23 protein-coding genes are annotated in these 19627 nt (G+C 73.8%); 12 read left to right on the top strand and 11 right to left on the bottom strand.

What is annotated here, in order from left to right:
• The first annotated feature begins 172 nt into the window (after positions 1 to 172).
• Together ACYVDO_RS05255 and ACYVDO_RS05250 are read left to right on the top strand one after the other, a co-directional pair.
• Complete coding sequence (locus ACYVDO_RS05255; RefSeq protein ID WP_460933472.1) at positions 173 to 1342, top strand: LCP family protein; 1170 nt, start codon at positions 173 to 175, stop codon at positions 1340 to 1342.
• Positions 1335 to 1835 carry an amino-acid N-acetyltransferase gene (locus tag ACYVDO_RS05250; RefSeq protein WP_460933470.1) on the top strand — a complete coding sequence of 167 codons (501 nt, stop codon included), beginning with the start codon at positions 1335 to 1337 and terminating at the stop codon, positions 1833 to 1835. The genes ACYVDO_RS05255 and ACYVDO_RS05250 overlap by 8 nt, the downstream gene beginning before the upstream one ends.
• 20 nt (positions 1836 to 1855) lie before the next feature.
• Here ACYVDO_RS05250 and ACYVDO_RS05245 read toward each other — a convergent pair whose 3' ends face one another.
• From ACYVDO_RS05245 to ACYVDO_RS05200, 10 genes are all read right to left on the bottom strand, one after another.
• Complete coding sequence (locus ACYVDO_RS05245; protein ID WP_460933468.1) at positions 1856 to 2260, bottom strand: VOC family protein; 405 nt, start codon at positions 2258 to 2260, stop codon at positions 1856 to 1858.
• Positions 2261 to 2321: 61 nt separating this feature from the next.
• Positions 2322 to 3740, bottom strand: coding sequence for an MFS transporter (locus ACYVDO_RS05240; RefSeq protein ID WP_460933466.1), 1419 nt, complete (start codon positions 3738 to 3740; stop codon positions 2322 to 2324).
• Positions 3737 to 4639 carry an HhH-GPD family protein gene (locus ACYVDO_RS05235; RefSeq protein ID WP_460933464.1) on the bottom strand — a complete coding sequence of 301 codons (903 nt, stop codon included), beginning with the start codon at positions 4637 to 4639 and terminating at the stop codon, positions 3737 to 3739. Before ACYVDO_RS05235 ends, ACYVDO_RS05240 begins: the two co-directional genes overlap by 4 nt.
• Complete coding sequence (gene disA / locus ACYVDO_RS05230; RefSeq protein WP_460933462.1) at positions 4636 to 5712, bottom strand: DNA integrity scanning diadenylate cyclase DisA; 1077 nt, start codon at positions 5710 to 5712, stop codon at positions 4636 to 4638. Before disA ends, ACYVDO_RS05235 begins: the two co-directional genes overlap by 4 nt.
• Before the next feature lie 39 nt (positions 5713 to 5751).
• Entirely contained in the window at positions 5752 to 7134 is a 1383-nt protein-coding gene (gene radA / locus ACYVDO_RS05225) for a DNA repair protein RadA (RefSeq protein WP_460933460.1), read from the bottom strand.
• 111 nt (positions 7135 to 7245) lie between these two features.
• Positions 7246 to 7713, bottom strand: coding sequence for a GyrI-like domain-containing protein (locus tag ACYVDO_RS05220; RefSeq protein WP_460933458.1), 468 nt, complete (start codon positions 7711 to 7713; stop codon positions 7246 to 7248).
• 70 nt (positions 7714 to 7783) lie between these two features.
• Positions 7784 to 8212, bottom strand: a complete 429-nt coding sequence (locus ACYVDO_RS05215) for an SRPBCC family protein (protein ID WP_460933456.1) — start codon at positions 8210 to 8212, stop codon at positions 7784 to 7786.
• A 44-nt stretch (positions 8213 to 8256) separates the two neighbouring features.
• Positions 8257 to 8955, bottom strand: a complete 699-nt coding sequence (locus ACYVDO_RS05210; protein ID WP_460933454.1) for a class I SAM-dependent methyltransferase — start codon at positions 8953 to 8955, stop codon at positions 8257 to 8259.
• Positions 8952 to 9755, bottom strand: coding sequence for a hypothetical protein (locus tag ACYVDO_RS05205; protein WP_460933452.1), 804 nt, complete (start codon positions 9753 to 9755; stop codon positions 8952 to 8954). The genes ACYVDO_RS05210 and ACYVDO_RS05205 overlap by 4 nt, the downstream gene beginning before the upstream one ends.
• A gap of 4 nt (positions 9756 to 9759) precedes the next feature.
• Positions 9760 to 10284 carry a hypothetical protein gene (locus ACYVDO_RS05200; protein WP_460933450.1) on the bottom strand — a complete coding sequence of 175 codons (525 nt, stop codon included), beginning with the start codon at positions 10282 to 10284 and terminating at the stop codon, positions 9760 to 9762.
• Positions 10285 to 10350: 66 nt separating this feature from the next.
• Between ACYVDO_RS05200 and ACYVDO_RS05195 the strand changes: the two genes are divergently transcribed.
• The 9 genes from ACYVDO_RS05195 to ACYVDO_RS05155 all read left to right on the top strand — a co-directional run bounded on the left by ACYVDO_RS05195 (position 10351) and on the right by ACYVDO_RS05155 (position 17433).
• Positions 10351 to 11277, top strand: a complete 927-nt coding sequence (locus ACYVDO_RS05195) for a Ppx/GppA family phosphatase (RefSeq protein WP_460933448.1) — start codon at positions 10351 to 10353, stop codon at positions 11275 to 11277.
• Between the two features lie 136 nt (positions 11278 to 11413).
• Positions 11414 to 12253, top strand: a complete 840-nt coding sequence (locus ACYVDO_RS05190) for a sugar phosphate isomerase/epimerase family protein (protein WP_460933446.1) — start codon at positions 11414 to 11416, stop codon at positions 12251 to 12253.
• 79 nt (positions 12254 to 12332) lie between these two features.
• Complete coding sequence (locus tag ACYVDO_RS05185; protein WP_460933444.1) at positions 12333 to 12926, top strand: TetR/AcrR family transcriptional regulator; 594 nt, start codon at positions 12333 to 12335, stop codon at positions 12924 to 12926.
• A gap of 89 nt (positions 12927 to 13015) precedes the next feature.
• Positions 13016 to 13741, top strand: coding sequence for an ABC transporter ATP-binding protein (locus ACYVDO_RS05180; protein ID WP_460933442.1), 726 nt, complete (start codon positions 13016 to 13018; stop codon positions 13739 to 13741).
• Positions 13738 to 14472 (top strand): ABC transporter permease, encoded by a 735-nt coding sequence (locus ACYVDO_RS05175; RefSeq protein WP_460933440.1) that lies wholly within the window; start codon positions 13738 to 13740, stop codon positions 14470 to 14472. Before ACYVDO_RS05180 ends, ACYVDO_RS05175 begins: the two co-directional genes overlap by 4 nt.
• Before the next feature lie 66 nt (positions 14473 to 14538).
• Complete coding sequence (locus ACYVDO_RS05170) at positions 14539 to 15489, top strand: proline dehydrogenase family protein (protein ID WP_460933438.1); 951 nt, start codon at positions 14539 to 14541, stop codon at positions 15487 to 15489.
• A 37-nt stretch (positions 15490 to 15526) separates the two neighbouring features.
• Positions 15527 to 16333 carry a pyrroline-5-carboxylate reductase gene (gene proC, locus ACYVDO_RS05165; RefSeq protein ID WP_460933436.1) on the top strand — a complete coding sequence of 269 codons (807 nt, stop codon included), beginning with the start codon at positions 15527 to 15529 and terminating at the stop codon, positions 16331 to 16333.
• The gene (locus ACYVDO_RS05160; RefSeq protein ID WP_460933434.1) at positions 16326 to 16853 is read left to right on the top strand and encodes a GNAT family N-acetyltransferase; all 528 of its coding nucleotides are present in this window, start codon (positions 16326 to 16328) and stop codon (positions 16851 to 16853) included. The genes proC and ACYVDO_RS05160 overlap by 8 nt, the downstream gene beginning before the upstream one ends.
• Before the next feature lie 55 nt (positions 16854 to 16908).
• Positions 16909 to 17433 (top strand): GNAT family N-acetyltransferase, encoded by a 525-nt coding sequence (locus ACYVDO_RS05155; RefSeq protein WP_460933432.1) that lies wholly within the window; start codon positions 16909 to 16911, stop codon positions 17431 to 17433.
• A 60-nt stretch (positions 17434 to 17493) separates the two neighbouring features.
• Here the strand turns inward: ACYVDO_RS05155 and ACYVDO_RS05150 are convergent, their stop codons facing one another.
• Positions 17494 to 18159 carry a potassium channel family protein gene (locus tag ACYVDO_RS05150; protein WP_460933430.1) on the bottom strand — a complete coding sequence of 222 codons (666 nt, stop codon included), beginning with the start codon at positions 18157 to 18159 and terminating at the stop codon, positions 17494 to 17496.
• Between the two features lie 99 nt (positions 18160 to 18258).
• Between ACYVDO_RS05150 and ACYVDO_RS05145 the strand changes: the two genes are divergently transcribed.
• A complete protein-coding gene (locus ACYVDO_RS05145; protein WP_460933428.1) occupies positions 18259 to 19455 on the top strand; it encodes an acetoin utilization protein AcuC in 1197 nt (398 codons plus the stop codon).
• Positions 19456 to 19627: the final 172 nt, after the last annotated feature.

Raw genomic sequence — 19627 nt, 5'->3', positions numbered from 1 at the left:
ACCACGCGGCATACCGGAAGGCCACGAAGGGGCGGCACCCGAACGGGGTGCCGCCCCTTCGCCGTGCCGCCCCTGCGCCGTGCCGCCCCTTCGCCTGTCCGGGCGCGGTCAGCCAGGCCGTTCGCGTGTCCCGTGGTCGGGACGGAGCCTGCGCCCCCCTACTCTGGAGACCGTGCGTTTCGAGAACCTCCCCCGTCGTTCCGTGGTCCTCGGCGGTGTCGCGGCCTCCCTCGTGCTGGCGGCCTGCTCCAAGGCCAAGCCCAAGGCCGCGGCCCCGAGCTCGTCGTCGACGACGACCACGACCGCCCCGCCCAAGCCCCGGGTGACCGGCGCCGGACTGCCCGCCGACCTGCTGGGCGTGCTGACTGCCCTGTACCTCGGTGGGGGCGTCGCCTCCTCGGGTGCGGTGGCCGCGGCCCTCGGCAAGCGCAAGCCGGTCGCCCAGCCCCCGCAGGTGGTGGGCACGACCGGGACGTGGAAGGGGACGTCCATCGCCACCGTGACGACGGGCAAGGACCTCACGCTGCTGGTCAAGGGCGCAAAGGGCTGGACGGTCGTCGGGGGCTGGTGGCCGTCGCTGTCGGTCGGCCGCCCGGCGCTGAGGACGATGCGCGTCCTTGCCATCGGCTCGGACGCCCGCGACCCCCAGCCGGTGACCAAGTGCCGTGGCGACGCCCTGCACATCATCGGCGTCGACCCCGCCAAGGGCGTGGGCGGCATCGTCGGCATCCCGCGTGACTCGTGGGTGCCGCTCGCGAGCGGCGGCAACGCCAAGATCAACGCGGCGCTCGTCTTCGGGGGTGTGTCGGGCATCGTGCACGCCGTGTCCAGGGTCTCCGGCCTGCCCATCGACGGCTACGTCATCACCGGCTTCAAGGGGTTCCGGGCGATGGTGTCCGGCCTGGGTGGCATCGTCATGGTCGCCAGCAAGTCGCTCACCAGCGTCGACGGGTTCCAGATCGTCAAGCCGGGCACCAACCGGCTCGATGCCAAGCACGCCCTCGCCTTCGCGCGCGAGCGCAAGCACCTGCCCAACGGCGACTTCGGCCGCTCGGCCAACCAGGGCGTCCTGATCAAGGCCGGCGTCGCCATGGCCCAGAAGGCCGGGGCCGCGCAGCTCGCAAGGATGCTCTCCCGGATGGCGCCGCACCTGCAGACCGACCTGTCGGTCGAGGAGGTGCTCAACCTGTCGGCAAGCCTGTACCTCTCTCCTGCCGAGAGGATCCCCAACAAGGTCGTGCCGGGGGACGTCGGCACCCGCGACGGGCAGTCGGTGGTGCTCCTCGGCGGCGGGGCCAGGTCGGTCTTCGCGGACATGAAGGACGGTCACCTCAGTGCCTGACCTGGTCGTCCGCCCGGCCCGGGCGGGTGACATCCGCACGATCCGGGAGATCGTCCGGCCCCTGGCCGAGTCGCGGGTGCTGGTGTCCAAGGACGCCGTGACGTACTACGAGGCGCTGCAGGAGTTCCGGGTGGCCGAGCTCGACGGCGTCGTGGTCGGCTGCGGCGCCCTGCACGTCATGTGGGAGGACCTCGCCGAGGTCCGCACCCTTGCTGTCCGCCCGGAGGCCAAGGGCACGGGCGTCGGCGGCCGGCTCCTCGACGTGCTGGTGGACGACGCGCGTGCCCTCGGGCTCAGCCGGCTGTTCTGCCTCACCTTCGAGGTGGACTTCTTCGCCCGGCACGGCTTCGAGGTCATCGAGGGCCAGGCGGTGGACCCCGAGGTCTATGCCGAGCTGGTGCGCTCCTACGACGAGGGCGTGGCCGAGTTCCTCGACCTCGAACGGGTCAAGCCCAACACCCTGGGCAACACCCGCATGCTCCGCACGCTTTGAGCCGGCCGGTCGACGATCCCTCAGTCCCGGTCGAGGTACAGGCAGAACGGGTGGCCGTCGGGGTCCAGCATCACCCGGACGTCCTCCTGCGGCTGGAAGTCGGCCACCGTCGCCCCGGCCGCCTCCGCGTGCCCAACGGCGGTCGCGAGGTCGTGCACGCCCACGTCGAGGTGCAGCATCATCTGCTGGTCGCCCGGGCGAGCCGGCCAGGTGGGGTGCTGGTAGGCCCGCTCGCGCTGGAAGGCGAGGTTGGCCCGGGCGCCCGGGACGCGGATCGTGCACCACTCGGGGTCGTCGGTGCCGATCGGCCACCCGAGCAGGTCGCGGTAGAAGCGAGCCAGCTTCCGGGGGTCCGGGGTGTTCAGCACGGTGCCGAGCCACCCGGTCAGGTGCGGGCGTGGTTCGGGTGTGAGGTCGTCGGTCACGGCACTCCTCCTCGCGGACGTCGGGACCCCCACCGTGGCAGGACCGGCTGACAGTCGCGCGTCAGGCGGGCGTCCACCCGCTCGCGCGAGGGTGCGCCCGCATCCGGATGCGGACCGAAGCCGCGAGCACGAGGACCAGGACGGCGGTGACGACACCGAACCCCAGCTGCGGCACGAGGGGCAGGGCGATCCCGAGGCCTCCGCCGACCACCCAGGCGATCTGGAGCACGGTCTCCGACCAGGCGAAGACCCTGGTCCGCACCGACTCGTCGATGTCCCGCTGCACCACCGCGTCACTGCTGAGCTTGATGAGCTGGGTGGTGAGCCCGGCGACGAGGCCGAGGGCGAGCAGGGTGCCGAGCGAGTAGAAGACGGCCGCCGCCAGGGAGGCCAGGACGTCGGCGATGAGCGCCACGGCCGCGATGACGTCCGGCCGCCGGCGTCGCAACGCGTTGCCGGCGACCGTGCCCAGGGCGTTGCCCGCACCGGCGGCGCCCACGACCAGCGCGAGCACGACGGTGCCGCTGTGGCCGGGGATCGGGTTCTCCCGCATGAGGAAGGCCATGAAGAGGGTGAGGAAGCCCGCGAGCAGCCGGGAGCCGATGGCGCTGCACAGAGCCGCCAGGACCGTCGCCGGAAGGGCGGCGACCCGGGCCCGCGCTCGCCGGAAGGGGCCGCCCCTGGACTCGTGCCCGGCGGCAGGCGGCAGGTGCAGCGGCACCGTGTCGGCGATGTCGCGCTCGCCCACGCTGGAGTCGACGCGCGCCGGGAGCCGGATCGCCTGGATCGTCGCGACGACGTAGATGAGGAACGCCAGCCGCAGCGACCACTCCGGGCCGACCTGCGCGGCCGCGCCGGCCAGGCCGCCGCCGATGGCCATCCCGGCCACGCCTGCGAGCGCACTGCGCGAGTTCGCGTTGACGAGGCTGAACCCGGCCGGCAGGAGGCGGGGCACCGCGGACGACCGGGTCACGCCGTAGGCCTTGGAGGCGACGAGGCAGCCGAGCGCGGCGGGGAACAGCCATGCCGAGTGCTCGGCGACGGCCCCCGCGAGCACCCAGCAGAGGAACGCGCGCAGGGCCAGCGTGGTCCCGATGGCCCACCGGCGTCCGTGCCTGAACCGGTCGAGCAGCGGCCCGATGAACGGCGCCAGCAGGGCGAAGGGCGCCATGGTGAGGGCGAGGAACTGCGCCACCTGGCCACGGGCCTCGTCCGTGGGGATCGCGAAGATCGTGCCGGCGAGCGAGACCGTGAGGGCGGCGTCGCCCATGAGGTTGACGAAGTGCAGCTCGATGAGCCGTGCCAGCCCGGTCTCGCCCGCGCCGGCGGAGGCGGTGTACGCGCGCGCCCGGCGGGCTCCTGCCACGGTGCCGCGGCCGATCGCCCGGCCCGCTCGTGCGGCTCCGCGCCGCAGCCCCTCGGTGTTGCGGTGCCTCGCGTCCGGGCGGTCGCCCCCCGCGGGCCGGGGACCGGTGCTCATGCGGACGGACGCCGGCCCGGCAGCGCGAAGAGGTCGTGGTCGAGGGGCTCGACCAGTCCGTCGGCCACCAGCGAGTCCAGGCAGCGCTCACGCTGGACCACGTCGTCCGACACCGACTCCAGGACCGATCGCGGCACGGGGTCGGGGCTGCGCCGCAGGGCTGCGAGGAGCAGGCCGCGCAGCTGCCGGTCGGTGCCGTGCCACGACTGCCCACGACGTGCCGGTCCGGTGTGGGCAGGGTGGCCCGCGAGCCGCCACGCGCACAGGTCGGCCAACGGGCACTGGTCGCAGCGCGCGGTGCGTGCGGTGCAGACGAGGGCGCCGAGCTCCATCACCGCGACGCTCCAGGTGCGCGCCTGCTCGGGCGCGGTGGGGACGAGATCTCCTGCGCGGACGAGCTCGGCCCGGGTCGGGGACGGTGCGGGGTACTCCACCCCCTCGACGACCCGGGCGATCACCCGGCGGACGTTGGTGTCGACCACGGTCGTGCGCTCGCCGAAGGCGAAGGTGGCGACGGCGGCCGCCGTGTAGGTGCCGACGCCGGGCAGGGTCAGCAGCTCCGCCTCGGTGCCCGGGACGGCGCCGCCGAACCGCGCCACCATGTCGGTCGCCGCCGCGTGCAGCCGCAGGGCCCGCCGGGGGTACCCGAGCCGCCCCCAGGCGCGCACCGCCTCTCCGGGCGCCTCGGCGGCCAGGTCGGCCGGGGCGGGCCAGCGCGCCAGCCACTCCTGCCACACGGGCAGGACCCGGACGACCGGGGTCTGCTGCAGCATCACCTCCGAGACGAACACACCCCAGGCGGTCGCGTCGTCCCGGCGCCACGGCAGGTCACGGGAGCTCGCGGCATACCAGGGGAGCACGCGGGCGTGCAGCAGCTCGGGGGCTGCCGAGCGGGTCACACGTAGCGTTCGAGGATGCTCGACTCGGCGAGGCGCGACAGGCCCTCGCGGACCGCCCGGGCGCGGCCCTCGCCCACGCCCTCGACGTCCATGAGCTCCTCGAGGTTGGCGGCCAGCAGCTTCTGCAGGCTCCCGAAGTGGTCGACGAGCCGGTCGACGATCGCCCCCGGCAGGCGCGGCACCTTGCTCAGCAGGCGGTACCCGCACGGGCTCACGGCCGAGTCGAGCGCGTCGCCGCCGATGGTGAAGCCGACGGCCTTGGCCCCGGCGGACAGGTCGAGCAGCTCGGTGGACGTGAGCGCCTCGAGGGCCTCCATCGCCTCCTCGAGGGTGAGCTCGGCTCGCGCCTCGGGGAGGTAGTCGCGGATGACGAGCTCGCGGTCGTTGCCCAGGCCCCCGGTGAGCTCCTCGAGCTGGAGGGTCAGCAGCCGGCCGTCGACGCCGAGCTCGACGACGTAGCCGGAGATCTCGTCGCGGATCCGGCGCACCATCTCCAGGCGCTGCAGCACGCTCGCGACGTCGCGGACGGTCACGAGGTCCTCGATCTCCAGGGCCGACAGCGTCCCGGTCACCTCGTCGAGGCGAGCCTTGTACCGCTCCAAGGTCTGCAGGGCCTGGTTGGCGCGCGACAGGATCGCGCTGGAGTCCTCGAGCACGTGCCGGCGCCCGTCGACGTAGAGCGCGACGATCCGCATCGACTGGCTCACGGAGATGACCGGGTACCCGGTCTGCTTGGCCACGCGCTCGGCCGTGCGGTGGCGCGTGCCCGACTCGCTCGTCTCGATCGAGGGGTCCGGGACCAGCTGGGTCGCCGCGCGCAGGATCCGCGAGGCCTCCTGGTCCAGGACGATGCCGCCGTCCATCTTGGCCAGCTCGCGCAGCCGCGTCGCCGAGAACTCGACGTCCAGCGGGAAGCCGCCGGTCGACAGGCTCTCGACCACCCGGTCGTGGCCCAGCACGATGAGGGCGCCGGTGCGCCCGCGCAGGATCCGCTCGAGGCCGTCCCGCAGCTCGGTGCCGGGTGCCACGGCGGCGAGGGTGGCGCGCAGCGCATCGTCCTCGCGAAGTTCCACTCAGGGCCCCTTGTTTCTGCCGGTCGGTCTGGCGGGAGTCTATCCGGGCGGGGACTGCAGCGCGGCGCGCACCGCGGAGCGGATGTCCGGGCACTCCACGACGGTCATGCCCTCGGGCGCCGGGCCGTTGCCGGCCGTGCCCGCCGGCACGTAGGCCGTGCCGAAGCCGAGGCGGGCCGCCTCCGCCAACCGGCGGGGGATGCCGGTGACCGGGCGCAGCTCGCCGGCCAGGCCGAGCTCGCCGAACGCGACCGCGTCGGTCGGCAGCGGCGCGTCCTTGACCGCGCTGGCCATCGCCAGCGCCACGGCGAGGTCGGAGGCCGGCTCGGTGAGCCGCACCCCGCCCACGGTGGAGAGGTAGACGTCGCTGCCACCGATGGGGGCGCCAGCCCGCTTGGCCAGGACCGCGACGATCATCGCGACCCGGGCCGAGTCCAGGCCGCTCGTCGCGCGCCGGGGCGTGGGGATCTCGGACTTCGCGACGAGGGCCTGGACCTCGGTCATCAACGGACGGCGGCCCTCGAGCGTGACGGTGACGCAGGTGCCGGGCACGGAGAGGGTGTTGCGCGACAGGAACAGGCCGCTGGGGTCCGCGAGCCCGACGATGCCGACGTCGGACAGGTCGAAGCACCCGACCTCGTCGGTGGGGCCGTAGCGGTTCTTGACCGCGCGCACGAGCCGCAGCCGCGAGTGCCGGTCGCCCTCGAACTGCACGACGACGTCGACGAGGTGCTCGAGCACGCGCGGCCCGGCGATCGACCCGTCCTTGGTCACGTGGCCGACGAGCAGGGTGGCGATGCCCCGGGCCTTGGCCACGGCGATGAGCGACGCCGCGACCTCGCGCACCTGGCTGACGTTGCCGGCGGCTCCCTCGACCTCGCCGCTGGCGATGGTCTGCACCGAGTCGACGACGAGCAGGTCGGGCTGGATCGCCTCGACCTGGCCCAGCACGGTGGCCAGGTCGGTCTCGGAGGCGAGGAAGAGCGTCGAGGCCATCGCCTCGATCCGCTCGGCCCGCATCCGGACCTGGGCGGCCGACTCCTCGCCCGTGACGTAGAGGACGGTGCGGCCGGTCTCCTGGCGGGCCGCCCGGGCCGCGACGTCGAGCAGCAGCGTGGACTTGCCGATGCCCGGCTCCCCGGCGACGAGGACGACGGCGCCGGGGACGAGGCCGCCACCGAGGACCCGGTCGAACTCGCCGACCCCGGTCGGCCTCGCCTCGGCACGCCGCACGTCCACCTGGCCGATGGGCAGCGCGGGCCGGTCGACCCGCGTCGCCGCCGTGGTGCGCACGCTCACCGCGCCGACCTCGCCCACGGTGCCCCACGCCTGACACTCCCCGCAGCGGCCGACCCACTTGACCGTGCCCCAGCCGCACTCCGAACAGCGGTACCCGCCGGAGCTCTTCGTCTTCACCGCCATGGCCCCGAACCTACGGGGCGGGGCCGACAGCGGTCCGCAGGCGCCCCGCCCGCGCCGCGCAGGGCTCAGCCCTCATGGGCTCAGCCCTCGCGGGCTCAGCCCTCGTGAGGCTCAGCCCTCGCGGGGAGCGACGGGCCAGCTGATGACGGTCTTGACCTGGTCGGGCGGCGTCCCGGGCGGGCTCCAGTACTCCTCCCACATGATGCCGTCCTCGGCCAGCCGCCGGCCCTGGGCGGCCACGCCCGAGCGCAGCGCCTCGTACGCCTGGCCCAGGTCCTCGTACCGCCCGACGTGGGTGGTGGTCGCGACCTCGCACGGCGGCAGGTTGCACTCCTCCACGCCCTCGCCGGGCTCGAAGTCCTCGCCGACGACGAACCCGGACGCGACCTCGAACACCTGTGGCCCCATCGTGTAGCAGGAGACGGCCGGCCCGCCCACGGGCACCCCCACGCGCGCGAGGTGTGCCGCCACTGCGGCGAAGGTCTGCTGCGCCTTGGGGCCGATCTCCTCGGGTCGCGCCTGGTAGGAGGTCACGGCAACCCGGCGACCGCTCTCGTGGGTGAGGGTGATGTCGTACACGGCGGGCCCCTTTCGTCCCCTCCCACGCTAGGAGCCCGGCGCGGACCGGGGCAGGGACCATCGACCCGGCTCAGCCGCCCTCCACGACCCGCTTCATGCCGTCGAGCATGCCCTGCCAGCTCTGGGAGAACTGCTCGGCCTGCTCCTCGTCGGTGCAGCCGTCCTGGGTGAGCGTGACGACCGTGCCGGAGTCGGACTGCGCGAGCTCGTAGCGGACGGTGTGGTAGTTCTCCGGCCGGTCCTCGCCGCCCATGAGCGGGCTGTAGTGCGTCACCTCGAGCAGCCAGCCCGGGTCGGCCCTGAGCACCTCGCCCTTGTCCTGGTAGGGCTTGCCGTCCATCTCGCCCGACCACGTGATCGGGCTGCCGACCTGCCAGTCCGTCTCGACCCGGCTGCCCATCATGTACTGCGCGACCTGGTCGGGGTCGGTCAGCGCCTCCCACACCCGCTGCGCGGTGGCAGCGACCTCGGTCTGAGCCCTGGCGATGGAACCGGTCATGGGGAACCTCCCTTGGTTGCGGTGCCCCACATCCTGCGCCGGTCTCAGAAGCGGCGCCACCACAGGTTGACCGCGTAGTCGACGGACGTGCCCTCGTGCTCGGCGAGGATGCCCTCCGCGGCGGTCTCCGGGAACTCGATCCGCACCACGGCCTCGAGGTCCTCGCGGCTGTCGTGCTCCCACGTGATCGTGAGCGGGTGGCGCTGCCAGCCCTGCCGGGTCCAGAACCGCTGCACCGCAAGGGCGTCGTAGCCGGGGTAGGCGCGGGCGAACCAGCGCCCGAACGTCGAGCGCGTGGCGTCGTTGTCGATGACGTATGCCGTGCCGCCGGGTCGCAGGACCCGCTCCACCTCGGCGAGGCCGGGCTCGCAGCCGGCCCCGAAGAAGTACGCCCAGCGCGCGTGGACGATGTCCACGGAGTCGTCCGGCAGCGGCAGGGCCTGGGCCACGCCCTCCTCGACGCGCACCCGCGGCGTACCGGAAACCCGTTGGCGCGCAAGGGAGACCAGGGGAGGATGCGGCTCCACGCCGAGCACCGAGGCGCACCCGAGGGCGAGGAAGCGGGGCAGGTGGAAGCCGCTGCCGCACCCGACGTCGAGCAGGTCGGCGCCCTCGAAGGGGTGGTGCTCGGCCATCGCGGCCTCGACCAGGCCCGCCCGGTCGGCGCCGAGGTTCTCGAGCTCGTAGACGTCCGGGCTGTCCCAGATGTTCGGGCTGCGCGTGGGCCCGGGCAGGTCGCTCACCGGCGGTTGCGCGCGGCGTCCTGGGCGGCGAGCGTCGCCGGGTGGACCAGGAGCGGCAGCATCTTGCGCGAGTAGGCGTTCTGCGCCGCCTTCACGCTCGCGAGGTGGGCCTCGCAGCGCAGCTCGAGCTCGGCATACGCCCCCTCGCCCATGAGCTCGACGAGCTCGCCCCTGTTGCTGCGGAAGACGGGCTCCCGGCCCACGTGTGCCTCGGGGTTGGCCGAGCAGTACCAGTCGAGGTCGTGGCCCCCCGGACCCCACCCGCGACGGTCGTACTCGGTGATCGTGACCTCCTGCCAGGAGGACCCGTCGGGCAGCTCGACCTTGCGGTAGGTGCGGCGGATGGGCAGCTGCCAGCACACGTCGGGCTTGACCGTGTGCGGCGCCTTGCCGGTGAGCACGGCGTGCTGGTGCAGGGCGCAGCCCGCGCCGGCGGGGAACCCGGGCCGGTTGAGGAAGATGCAGGCGCCGTCGACGACCTTGGTCTTGAGCGCGTCGTCCTCGACCTCCGTCCAGGCGGCCTGCTTGGTCGAGCCCGGGTGGTGCTGCCACTCGTCCGCGCCGAGCTCCTTGACGACCCGCTTGACCCGCTTGACGTCGTCGTCGTCGGTGAAGTGCGCCCCGAGGGTGCAGCAGCCGTCGTCGGGCCGGTCGGCGTAGATGCCGCGGCAGCCGCTGCCGAAGATGCACGTCCAGCTCGAGGTGAGCCAGGTCAGGTCGCAGCGGAACCGCTGGTCGCTGTCGTCGGGGTCGGTGAACTCCACCCAGATCCGGGCGGTGTCGAGCGGGGTCTCTGCCACGCGGTCACCCTACGTCGCGCCGTTGTCCTGACTGCGGATCGGGCCGCGTTGCGGACCGGCGCACGTGGTGGACGACCACGACCGCGAGCACCACGACGAGGATGCCGGTCGCGGTCCAGTTCAGCCTCGTCAGGTCCGAGACGAGGTCGGCGGCGGCGAAGGGCCGGTCGGGGTCCGGGTCGGCGGGGTCGCCCGGGCTGCCCGCCATGTCGGCGCCAGCCACCGCCACGAGGAGCGCCGGGACCAGCAGGGCCAGCAGCCCGGACCGGCAGCGCGACAACAGGCCGATGGTGCAGAGCAGCAGCACCGGCACCAGCGCGGTCAGCAGGGTGGCGCCTGACTCGGCGTAGCGGTCCCGCGACGGGATGTCGCCGAAGAACGGTGCCGTGTTGATCCCGGCCGCGAACACGTCCCACGCGAGCAGCACCCAGCCGAGGAGGACCAGGGCCGCGGTCCGCGGCCACACGCGGTCGGCCACCGGGGACCGTTGCGCGCGCTCGTCGGTCCGGGGGCCGGGTGCGGAGGGCATCCCCCATCATGACCACCGGGCGGTCGTCGGCGCGTGAGCGCGCCTACCCGGGTCTACCGTCGGCCCATGCGCCTCGGAGTGGTCGACGTCGGGTCCAACACCGTGCACCTGCTCGTGGTCGACGCCCACCGCGGCGCGCAGCCGCTGCCGGCGACGTCGCACAAGATCGAGCTGCGGCTCTCCGAGCACGTCCTCGACGACGGCCGGATCGCCGACTCGGGGGAGGAGGCGCTGGCGGGCTTCGTGCGCGAGTGCCTCACGGTCGCCGAGGACCAGGGGGTCGAGGAGGTGATGGCGTTCGCCACCAGCGCGATCCGCGAGGCGCCGAACGGCGAGCAGGTGCTCGAGCGCGTGCGCGCCGACACGGGGATCGACCTCAGGGTGCTCTCCGGGGAGGACGAGGCGCGGCTGACCTTCCTGGCCGCCCGGCGCTGGTTCGGCTGGTCCAGCGGGACGCTCGCGGTGGTCGACATCGGTGGCGGCTCGCTCGAGCTGGCCGCCGGCATGGACGAGGACCCCGACGCCGCCGTCAGCCTGCCGCTGGGGGCGGGCCGGCTCACCCGCGACCTGCTGTACGAGGACCCGCCCCCGCCCGAGGTCGTCCGCGAGGTGCGTCGACAGGTGCGCCAGCGGATGGCGTCGGCCGTGCGCCCGATCAGCAAGGTGGGGCCGGTGGACCGCGCGGTCGGCACCTCCAAGACGATGCGCTCGCTGGCGCGGATCGCGGGGGCCGCGCCCAGCAGCGAGGGGCCGTACGCGCCGCGCTCGCTCGGGCGCGACGACGTCACCGCCATCGTGGCCCGGGTGGAGCCCCTGACGGCCGCGCAGCGGGCCCAGCTCCCTGGCGTCTCGCGCGAGCGCTCGCGGCAGCTTCTCGCGGGCGCGCTCGTCGCCGAGGCGGCCATGGACCTGCTCGGCCTCGAGCGCCTCGACATCTGCCCGTGGGCGCTGCGGGAGGGACTGCTGCTCGACCGCCTCGACGCCATGCGCTGAGCCGCGGGACGGGGCTCGCCCGCAGTCCCTGCGCCGGGGCGTCCTCCCCGCGCCGGGGCCCGCTCTCCCCGCGTCCGGGCACGCTCCGTGGGCGGCGGCCCGGGCCCGTGCGGGGACCGCTCGGTACGCTCGGGACATGGCCGCAGCGGTGTCGATCCCAGGTGCCACGGTGGCCCTGTCGACCGCATCGGTCTACCCCGAGTCGTGCGCCTCGGCGTTCGCGACCGCCGCGCGGCTCGGCTACGACGGCGTCGAGGTGATGGTCTGGACCGACCCCGTCTCCCAGGAGGCCGGCGCCATCGCGGCGCTGTCCGAGCTGCACGGCATACCGGTCGTGTCGGTGCACGCCCCCACGCTGCTGCTCACCCAGCGGGTGTGGAGCACCGACCCGTGGACCAAGGTGGACCGCTCGATCGAGCTGGCCCGGGAGCTCGGCGCCTCGACCGTCGTGCTGCACCCGCCGTTCCGCTGGCAGAAGGAGTATGCCCGCGACTTCGTGGAGGGCATCGCCGTGCGCGAGCACGAGAGCGGGGTGGCGCTGGCGGTGGAGAACATGTTCCCGTGGCGCGCGCGGCAGCGGGAGTTCGAGGCCTACCTGCCGCACTGGGACCCGGTGCCACAGGCGTACGACAACGTCACCCTCGACCTCTCCCACACGGCCACCGCGGGCTCCGACGCGATGGCCATGGCCGGGGCGCTCGGGGCCCGGTTGCGGCACGTGCACCTCGCCGACGGCCTGGGGTCGCTCAAGGACGAGCACCTGGTGCCTGGCCGCGGCGCCCAGCCCTGCGCCGAGTTCCTCGAGCTGCTGGCCACCCGCGGTTTCGCCGGAGCCGTCGTCGTCGAGGTGGGGACGCGCCGCGTCGCGCCCGAGCAGCGCGAGGTGGACCTCGCCGAGGCGCTTGCCTTCGCCCGCCTGCACCTCGCCGCGCCCTCCCCGGCGACGCCCGGTGAGGGCTCGGTGAGGTCCCGATGAGGGCTGCCGGTGAGAACGCGATGACGGCCGCCGGTGAGAGCCCCATGCGGCTCCCGGTGAGGCCCACGGTGGGGGACCGGTGAGCCCGCGCGGGCGCCGTCCGGGCGGCGCGGACACCAAGGCGGGGATCGTCACCGCGGCGCGGGTCGAGTTCGCCGAGGCCGGCTACGACGCGACCTCGCTGCGGGCCATCGCCCGCCGGGCGGGGGTGGACCCGGCGCTGGTGCACCACTACTTCGACGGCAAGCCGGAGCTGTTCGCGGCGGTCATGGACGTCCCGGTGGACCCCGTCGCGCTGGTCGACCGGGTTCTCGCCGGGCCGCGCGAGGAGGTCGGCGCCGCGCTCGTGCGCACCTTCCTCGGGGTCTGGGACTCGCCCGAGGGCAGGCCGCGGTTCCAGGCGCTGATCCGGTCGGCGGTGAGCCACGAGGAGGCCACCCGCATGCTGCGCGAGTTCCTCACCCGGGAGATCTTCGGCCGGGTGACCCAGGCGCTGGCTGCCGACGGCGTCTGCGCCGAGGACCTCGAGCTGAGGGCCGGGCTGGCCGCCTCGCAGATGATCGGAGTGGCCATGATGCGCTACGTCGTGGAGTTCCCGGCCGTCGTCGCCGCGAGCCACGACGAGCTCGTGGCGTGGGTCGGCCCCGGCCTGCAGCGCTACCTCGTGCCCTGACCTCGAGTGCCGCCGGGGCCCCGGTCCGTCTGCGGATCGCCGGGCGTGGGGCCCTTGTCGCCGGCGGGGCACGGAGTTATATTCAACGCATGATGAAAAACGCCATCGAGATCGACCACCTCCGGGTGGTGCGCGGCGGACGGACCGTCCTGCCGGACCTCTCCGTGCGGATCCCCGCCGGCCAGGTGGTGGGGCTGCTCGGGCCCAGCGGCAGCGGCAAGTCCACGCTGATCCGCGCGATCGTGGGGGTGCAGGTCGTGGCTGCCGGGGACGTGCGCGTGCTGGGCGAACCGGCCGGCTCGCCGTCGCTGCGCCGGCGCGTCGCCTACGTCACCCAGTCGCCGAGCGTCTACGACGACCTCACCGTGCGGGCCAACGTCCGCTACTTCGCCGACGTCCTGGGCGCCGACCGGGCCACCGTCGACTCGGCCATCGAGGCCGTCGACCTGACGAGCCACGCCGACGTCCTCGTGGGGCGGCTGAGCGGAGGCCAGCGCTCGCGGGTGTCGCTGGCCGCGGCACTGGTCGACGACCCCGAGCTGCTCGTCCTCGACGAGCCGACCGTGGGGCTCGACCCGGTGCTGCGCCGGGACCTCTGGAACCTGTTCGGACGCCTTGCGGCACAGGGCCGTTCGCTGCTCGTGTCGAGCCACGTCATGGACGAGGCCTCCCGGTGCGACCGGCTCCTGCTGCTGCGCGAGGGCGAGGTGCTGGCCGACGCGACCCTCGAGGAGCTCCGCCACCGCACCGGCGCCGACGACGCCGAGGGCGCGTTCCTCGCCCTCATCGACCGAGCCGAGGAGGCCGCCCGATGAACCTGCGCCGCACCGCCGTCACCGCCGGGCGGGTCCTGGCCCAGCTGCGCGCCGACCACCGCACGATCGCCCTGATGCTCGTGGTGCCGCTCGTCCTCATGGGGCTGCTCGCCTGGGTCTTCAGCGGCACGCCGGTCTTCGACTCCATCGGGGCCGCCCTGCTGGGCGTCTTCCCGTTCATCGTGATGTTCGTCGTGACCAGCGTCGCCACCCTCCGCGAGCGCACCTCCGGCACGCTCGAGCGGCTGCTCACGACGCCGATGGGCAAGGGCGACTTCATGCTCGGCTACGCGATCGCCTTCGGCGTCATGGCCGTCGCCCAGGCGCTGGTCACCACCGCGTTCGCCGTGTGGGTCTGCGGGCTCGACGTCGCGGGGTCGCTGTGGCTGCTCGTCGTCGTGGCCGTCCTCGACGCCGTCCTGGGGACCGCGCTCGGCCTGCTCGCGAGCGGGTTCGCGCGCACGGAGTTCCAGGCGGTGCAGTTCATGCCGGCCTTCGTGCTGCCGCAGTTCCTGCTCTGCGGCCTGCTCGTGGCCCGCGACAGCATGCCCGACGTGCTGCGGTGGGTCTCGGACGTGCTGCCCCTGTCGTATGCCGTGGACGCCATGAAGTCGGTGACCACCAGTGCCGCCCCCGGCGGGGACGTGGCGTCCGACGCGGCGGTCATCGCGCTGTGGGTCGTCCTCGCCCTGGTCCTCGGCAGCCTCACCCTGCGCCGGCGCACGGCCTGAGGCCCGCGGTCGTGGAGGAGGCCGCCCACCACTAACCTTGACGGCGGCCCGCCCGAAAGGAACCCCGTGGACGCCAGTGACCTGCTGCGCAACAGCCTGCTCCAGCTCTCCAAGAGCGACGCCGTCCGGCGCACCGTCGAGAAGGCGCCGGTCAGCCGCCAGGTCGTGCACCGGTTCATCCCCGGCGAGAGCACGGCGGACGTCGTCCGTGCGACGGCCGAGCTGCGCACCACCAACCGGCTGGCGACGATCGACTACCTGGGCGAGGACACCACCGACCTGACCCAGGCGATCCGCACCCGCGACGCCTACCTCGCGCTGCTGCGGGCCCTCGCCGACGCCGACCTGTCGCAGCACGGCATGGGCGAGGTGAGCCTCAAGCTCTCCGCGCTCGGCCAGTACCTGCCCGGCGACGGCGACAAGATCGCCCTCGAGCACGCCCGCGAGATCTGCGAGGCCGCGGCTGCCGCCGGCACGACGGTGACGCTCGACATGGAGGACCACACCACCACCGACGCCACGCTGGAGACGCTGCGCGAGCTGCGCCAGGACTTCCCATGGGTCGGTGCCGTGATCCAGTCCTACCTTCGCCGCAGCGAGGCGGACTGCCGCGACCTGGCGCACGAGGGCAGCCGCGTGCGGCTGTGCAAGGGGGCCTACAAGGAGCCCGAGTCGGTCGCCTTCCAGTCCCGCTCCGAGGTCGACCAGAGCTACGTGCGGTGCCTCAAGGTGCTCATGGGCGGCGGGGGCTACCCCATGGTCGCCAGCCACGACCCGCGCCTCATCGAGATCGCCGGCGCGCTCGCCGCGCACCACGAGCGCGAGGCCACGACCTTCGAGTACCAGATGCTCTACGGCATCCGGCCCGAGGAGCAGAAGCGGATCGCGGACCGCGGCGACCAGATGCGGGTCTACCTGCCGTACGGCGAGCAGTGGTACGGCTACCTCATGCGCCGGATGGCCGAGCGCCCCGCCAACACCGCCTTCTTCCTGCGCGGTCTCGTCACCAGGAACTGAGGGGCGCCGGCCGCCGCCCGGCTGCGAGACTGGCGTCATGTCTACTGTCGCGATCCTCGGCGCCGGCGTCATGGGCGAGACCCTGCTGTCGGGACTGGTCCGGTCCGGGCGCAGCGTGTCCGACCTCGTGGTCACCACGCGGCGCCCCGAACGCGCCGACGAGCTCGTCGAGCGCTACGGCGTGCGCGCGATGTCCAACCTCGAGGCGGCCGAGGCCGCCGACACGCTCGTCCTGGTCGTGAAGCCGCAGGACATGGCCGGCCTGGTCGAGGAGATCCGCGACCACGTCGAGCCGGGCAACCTCGTCGTGAGCCTCGCCGCCGGCATACCGACGTCGTTCCTCGAGAGCCGGCTGCCGGAAGGCGTCGCGGTGGTGCGCGTCATGCCCAACACGCCCGCGCTCGTCGACCAGGGGATGGCCGCGATCAGCGGCGGCCGCAGCGCCGACGCCCCGCACCTGGCCGAGGCGGCCGAGCTGCTGCGCTCGTGCGGCCGGGTCGTCGAGGTCGCCGAGAAGCACCAGGACGCCGTCACCGCCATCAGCGGCTCGGGACCGGCATACATCTTCTACGTCGTCGAGGCGATGATCGAGGCCGGCGTCGTCCTGGGGCTGCCACGCCCCACCGCCACCGAGCTGGTCGTCCAGACCCTCTTCGGCGCGGCCACCATGATCCGGGAGACCGGCCAGCACCCCACCGTCCTGCGCGAGCAGGTCACCTCCCCGGGCGGCACGACCGCGGCCGCGCTGCGCACGCTCGACGACCACAAGGTCCGGGCCGCCTTCATCTCGGCGATGGAGGCTGCGGCCCGTCGCTCGCACGAGCTGGCGTCCGGCCATGACTGAGACCACCACGCAGGAGGTGCGGGTCGTCCGCGTCGACGGGTCGACCTGGCGCAACTACCGGGACGTCCGGCTCGCCATGCTCCAGGACGCGCCGCGCGCCTTCGGGACGACGTATGCCGAGGCGGCCGCCCGCAGCGACGAGGAGTGGCGTCGGATGGTGGCCCAGTCGCACACCTGGCTCGCGCTGGACGGCGACCGCCCGCTCGGGTCCGTGGCGCGTTTCCGCCTGCCCGACCAGCCCGGGGACGAGTGCGTCCTGGTCGGGATGTGGGTCGACCCCGCGGCCCGCGGCCGGGGCGTGGGGGAGCGGCTCGTGCGCACCGTGCTCGACTCGGCGGTGGCCGAGGGCCTGTCCCGGGTGCTGCTCGAGGTGGCCCACGAGAACGCCCCCGCCCGCGCGCTGTACCAGCGGATCGGCTTCGTACCCACCGGTCGGACCAGCGTGATGCCGCACGACCCCACCATCACCGAGCTGGAGATGGAGCTCGTGCTCGGTGGCGACGGGGCTCGATCTTGGTGAACTCTGGGCGAACCCATCTGACTTCGCGGACCCGGTGCATGCGAGAGTGGGGCGCATGAGCGAGATCACCGTGCGGGGGTTGACCGAGGACGAGTGGGAGACCTACCGCTCCGTCCGGCTGGCCGCCCTGGAGGAGTCGCCCGAGGCCTTCGCGGCGACCCTCGCGCAGGAGCAGGGGTACGACGAGGAGCTCTGGCGGCTGCGGATGCGCCGCTCGCAGCGCCTCCTGGCGCAGGACGCCGACGGGCAGGCCGTGGGGGTGGCGAGCGTGGGGCACGCCGAGGACGCCCCCGAACGGGTGGCCGAGCTGTTCGGCCTGTGGGTGCGCCCGGCTGCACGGGGCACCGGGGTGGCGACCCAGCTCGTGCAGGCCGGCGCCGACACGGCCCGCGCCCAGGGCCGCAGCCACCTCGCGTACTGGGTCGGGACGGACAACGGCCGGGCGGTCGCCTTCGCCAGCGGGTTCGGGTTCCGCCCCACGGACACCCGCCGGCCGATGCGGGTCAGCGACGGTGACGAGGACGAGATCGCGATGGTCCTGCCGCTCGGGGACGACCGCGGCGTGCCGACCCTGCGCTGAGCACCACCCGACCCGACCCCGCGTCGGTTCCCCCCTGCCTCGACCCCCTCGAGGCCGGGGTCAGGGGCGGGACGCGAGCCGCTCGATCAGGGACGTCGGGCCGCTCACGATGAGGGTGTCGTGCCCGCTCACCTTGGTCTCCGGCACGGCATACGTGAAGTCGGCGCCGGGGGACTTCACGCCGACCACGGTGACGCCGTACTTCGAGCGGATGGCGCTCTGCGCCAGCGTGAAGCCGATGGCCTCCTGCGGCGGGCGCATCTTGACGATGGCGAAGCCGTCGTCGAACTCGATGTAGTCCATCAGCTTGCCGTTGAGCAGGTGCGCGACCCGGCGGCCGCTCTCGGCCTCGGGGGTGATGACGTGGTGCACGCCGATCCGCTCCAGGATGCGGGTGTGCTCGGGGGTGAGGGCCTTGGCCCAGATCGTGGGGATGCCGGCGTCGACGAGGTTCATCGCGCACAGCACGCTGGCCTCGACCGAGGAGCCGATGCCGACCACGGCCAGCTTGAAGCTGCGCGCCTTGAGGTGGGCCATGGCAGCCGGCTGGGTGGCGTCGGCCTGGACGATCTTGGAGACCTTGCCGAGGAACGACTCCGCCAGCACCGGGTCGACCTCGACGGCCACGACCGTGTGCCCCAGGCGCTGCAGCTCGACGGCCACCGCCCCGCCGAACCGGCCGAGGCCGATCACCAGGACGTCGTCCTCGTACAGCTTCTTCGCCACGGGGGAACGCTACCGCGTGTTCTCCCGCCGTATGCCGCACCGTCGGCGCACCGGGGACCGGAGGATGCCCGGGCCTGCTCCGGCGGGTAGCGTGCCGGCATGCCCTCACAGGTGCGGGTGGTCTGGGACCCCGGCTTCACCGCGTACGACTTCGGGCCCGGGCACCCCATGAACCCCGCGAGGCTCGACCTCACCGCACGCCTGTGCGACGCCCTCGGGGTGTTCGACGCCGAGGGCGTCGACGTCTTCTCGCCGCAGCCACCCGAGGACGCGCTGCTCACCAGCGTGCACGAGCCGGCCTACGTCGAGGCGGTCCGGGAGGCCTCCGTGGACCCCGGTGCGGCCGACACCTCGCGCGGGCTCGGGACCGACGACGACCCCGCGTTCCGCGGCATGCACGAGGCGAGCGCGCGGGTCGTGGAGGGCACCCGGCAGGTCTGTGCCGACGTCTGGGAGGGCCGCGCCGAGCACGGGGTCAACTTCTGCGGCGGCCTGCACCACGCCATGGCGGGCAACGCCTCGGGGTTCTGCATCTACAACGACATCGCGGTCGGCATCCGCTGGCTGCTCGACCACGGCGCGCAGCGGGTGGCGTACGTCGACGTCGACGTCCACCACGGCGACGGGGTGCAGAGCATCTTCTGGGACGACCCGCGGGTGCTCACGATCTCGGTGCACGAGTCGGGGCGGGCGCTGTTCCCCGGCACCGGCTGGCCGTCGGAGACCGGCGGGCCCGGGGCCGAGGGGTCGGCCGCCAACGTGGCCCTGCCCCCCGGGACGGGGGACTCGCCCTGGCTGCGGGCCCTGCACTCGACCGCGCTGCCCCTCGTCCGCGCCTTCCGTCCCGACGTGCTGGTGACGCAGCACGGCTGCGACACCCACGTCCAGGACCCGCTGGCCCACCTGGCCCTCTCGGTCGACGCCCAGCGTGCCGCCGCGGACGCCCTGCACCGGCTCGCGCACGAGGTCTGCGGCGGGCGCTGGGTGGCGCTGGGGGGTGGGGGCTACGAGCTCGTCCACGTCGTGCCCCGCACGTGGACGCACCTGACCGCCATCGCGGCGCACCGGCCGGTGCCCCTCACCGCCGAGGTGCCGGCCGACTGGCTCGACCACGTGCGGACGGCCTACGGGCGCGAGGGGCCCCGGCGGATGGGCGACCTGGACCCGGCAGAGGGGCCGATCTGGCACCAGCCCTGGGACATGGGCTACAACCCGCACAGCGACGTGGACCGCGCGATCATGGCCACGCGCGAGGCGGTCTTCCCGCTGCACGGCCTCGACCCCTGGTTCGACTGATATGTAGTCGCATCCTGTCAAGTGGGCAGGGTGAGGCGCCGCCGGCTGGGTTGTCGGCGGCGCCTCTGCGTTCACGCGGGTTGGGTGTCCGGGGCGGCGTGTCAGGTCGACGCGCGGTCAGTCTGATATTCGCGGGTTGGGTACCGCAGGGCGGTGTTTCGGCTGGGGCCTT

It is taken from the genome of Phycicoccus ginsengisoli (assembly GCF_054779295.1).
Note: the sequence above shows the minus strand (reverse complement) of the source record. Positions and strands in the feature narration are given on the sequence as shown.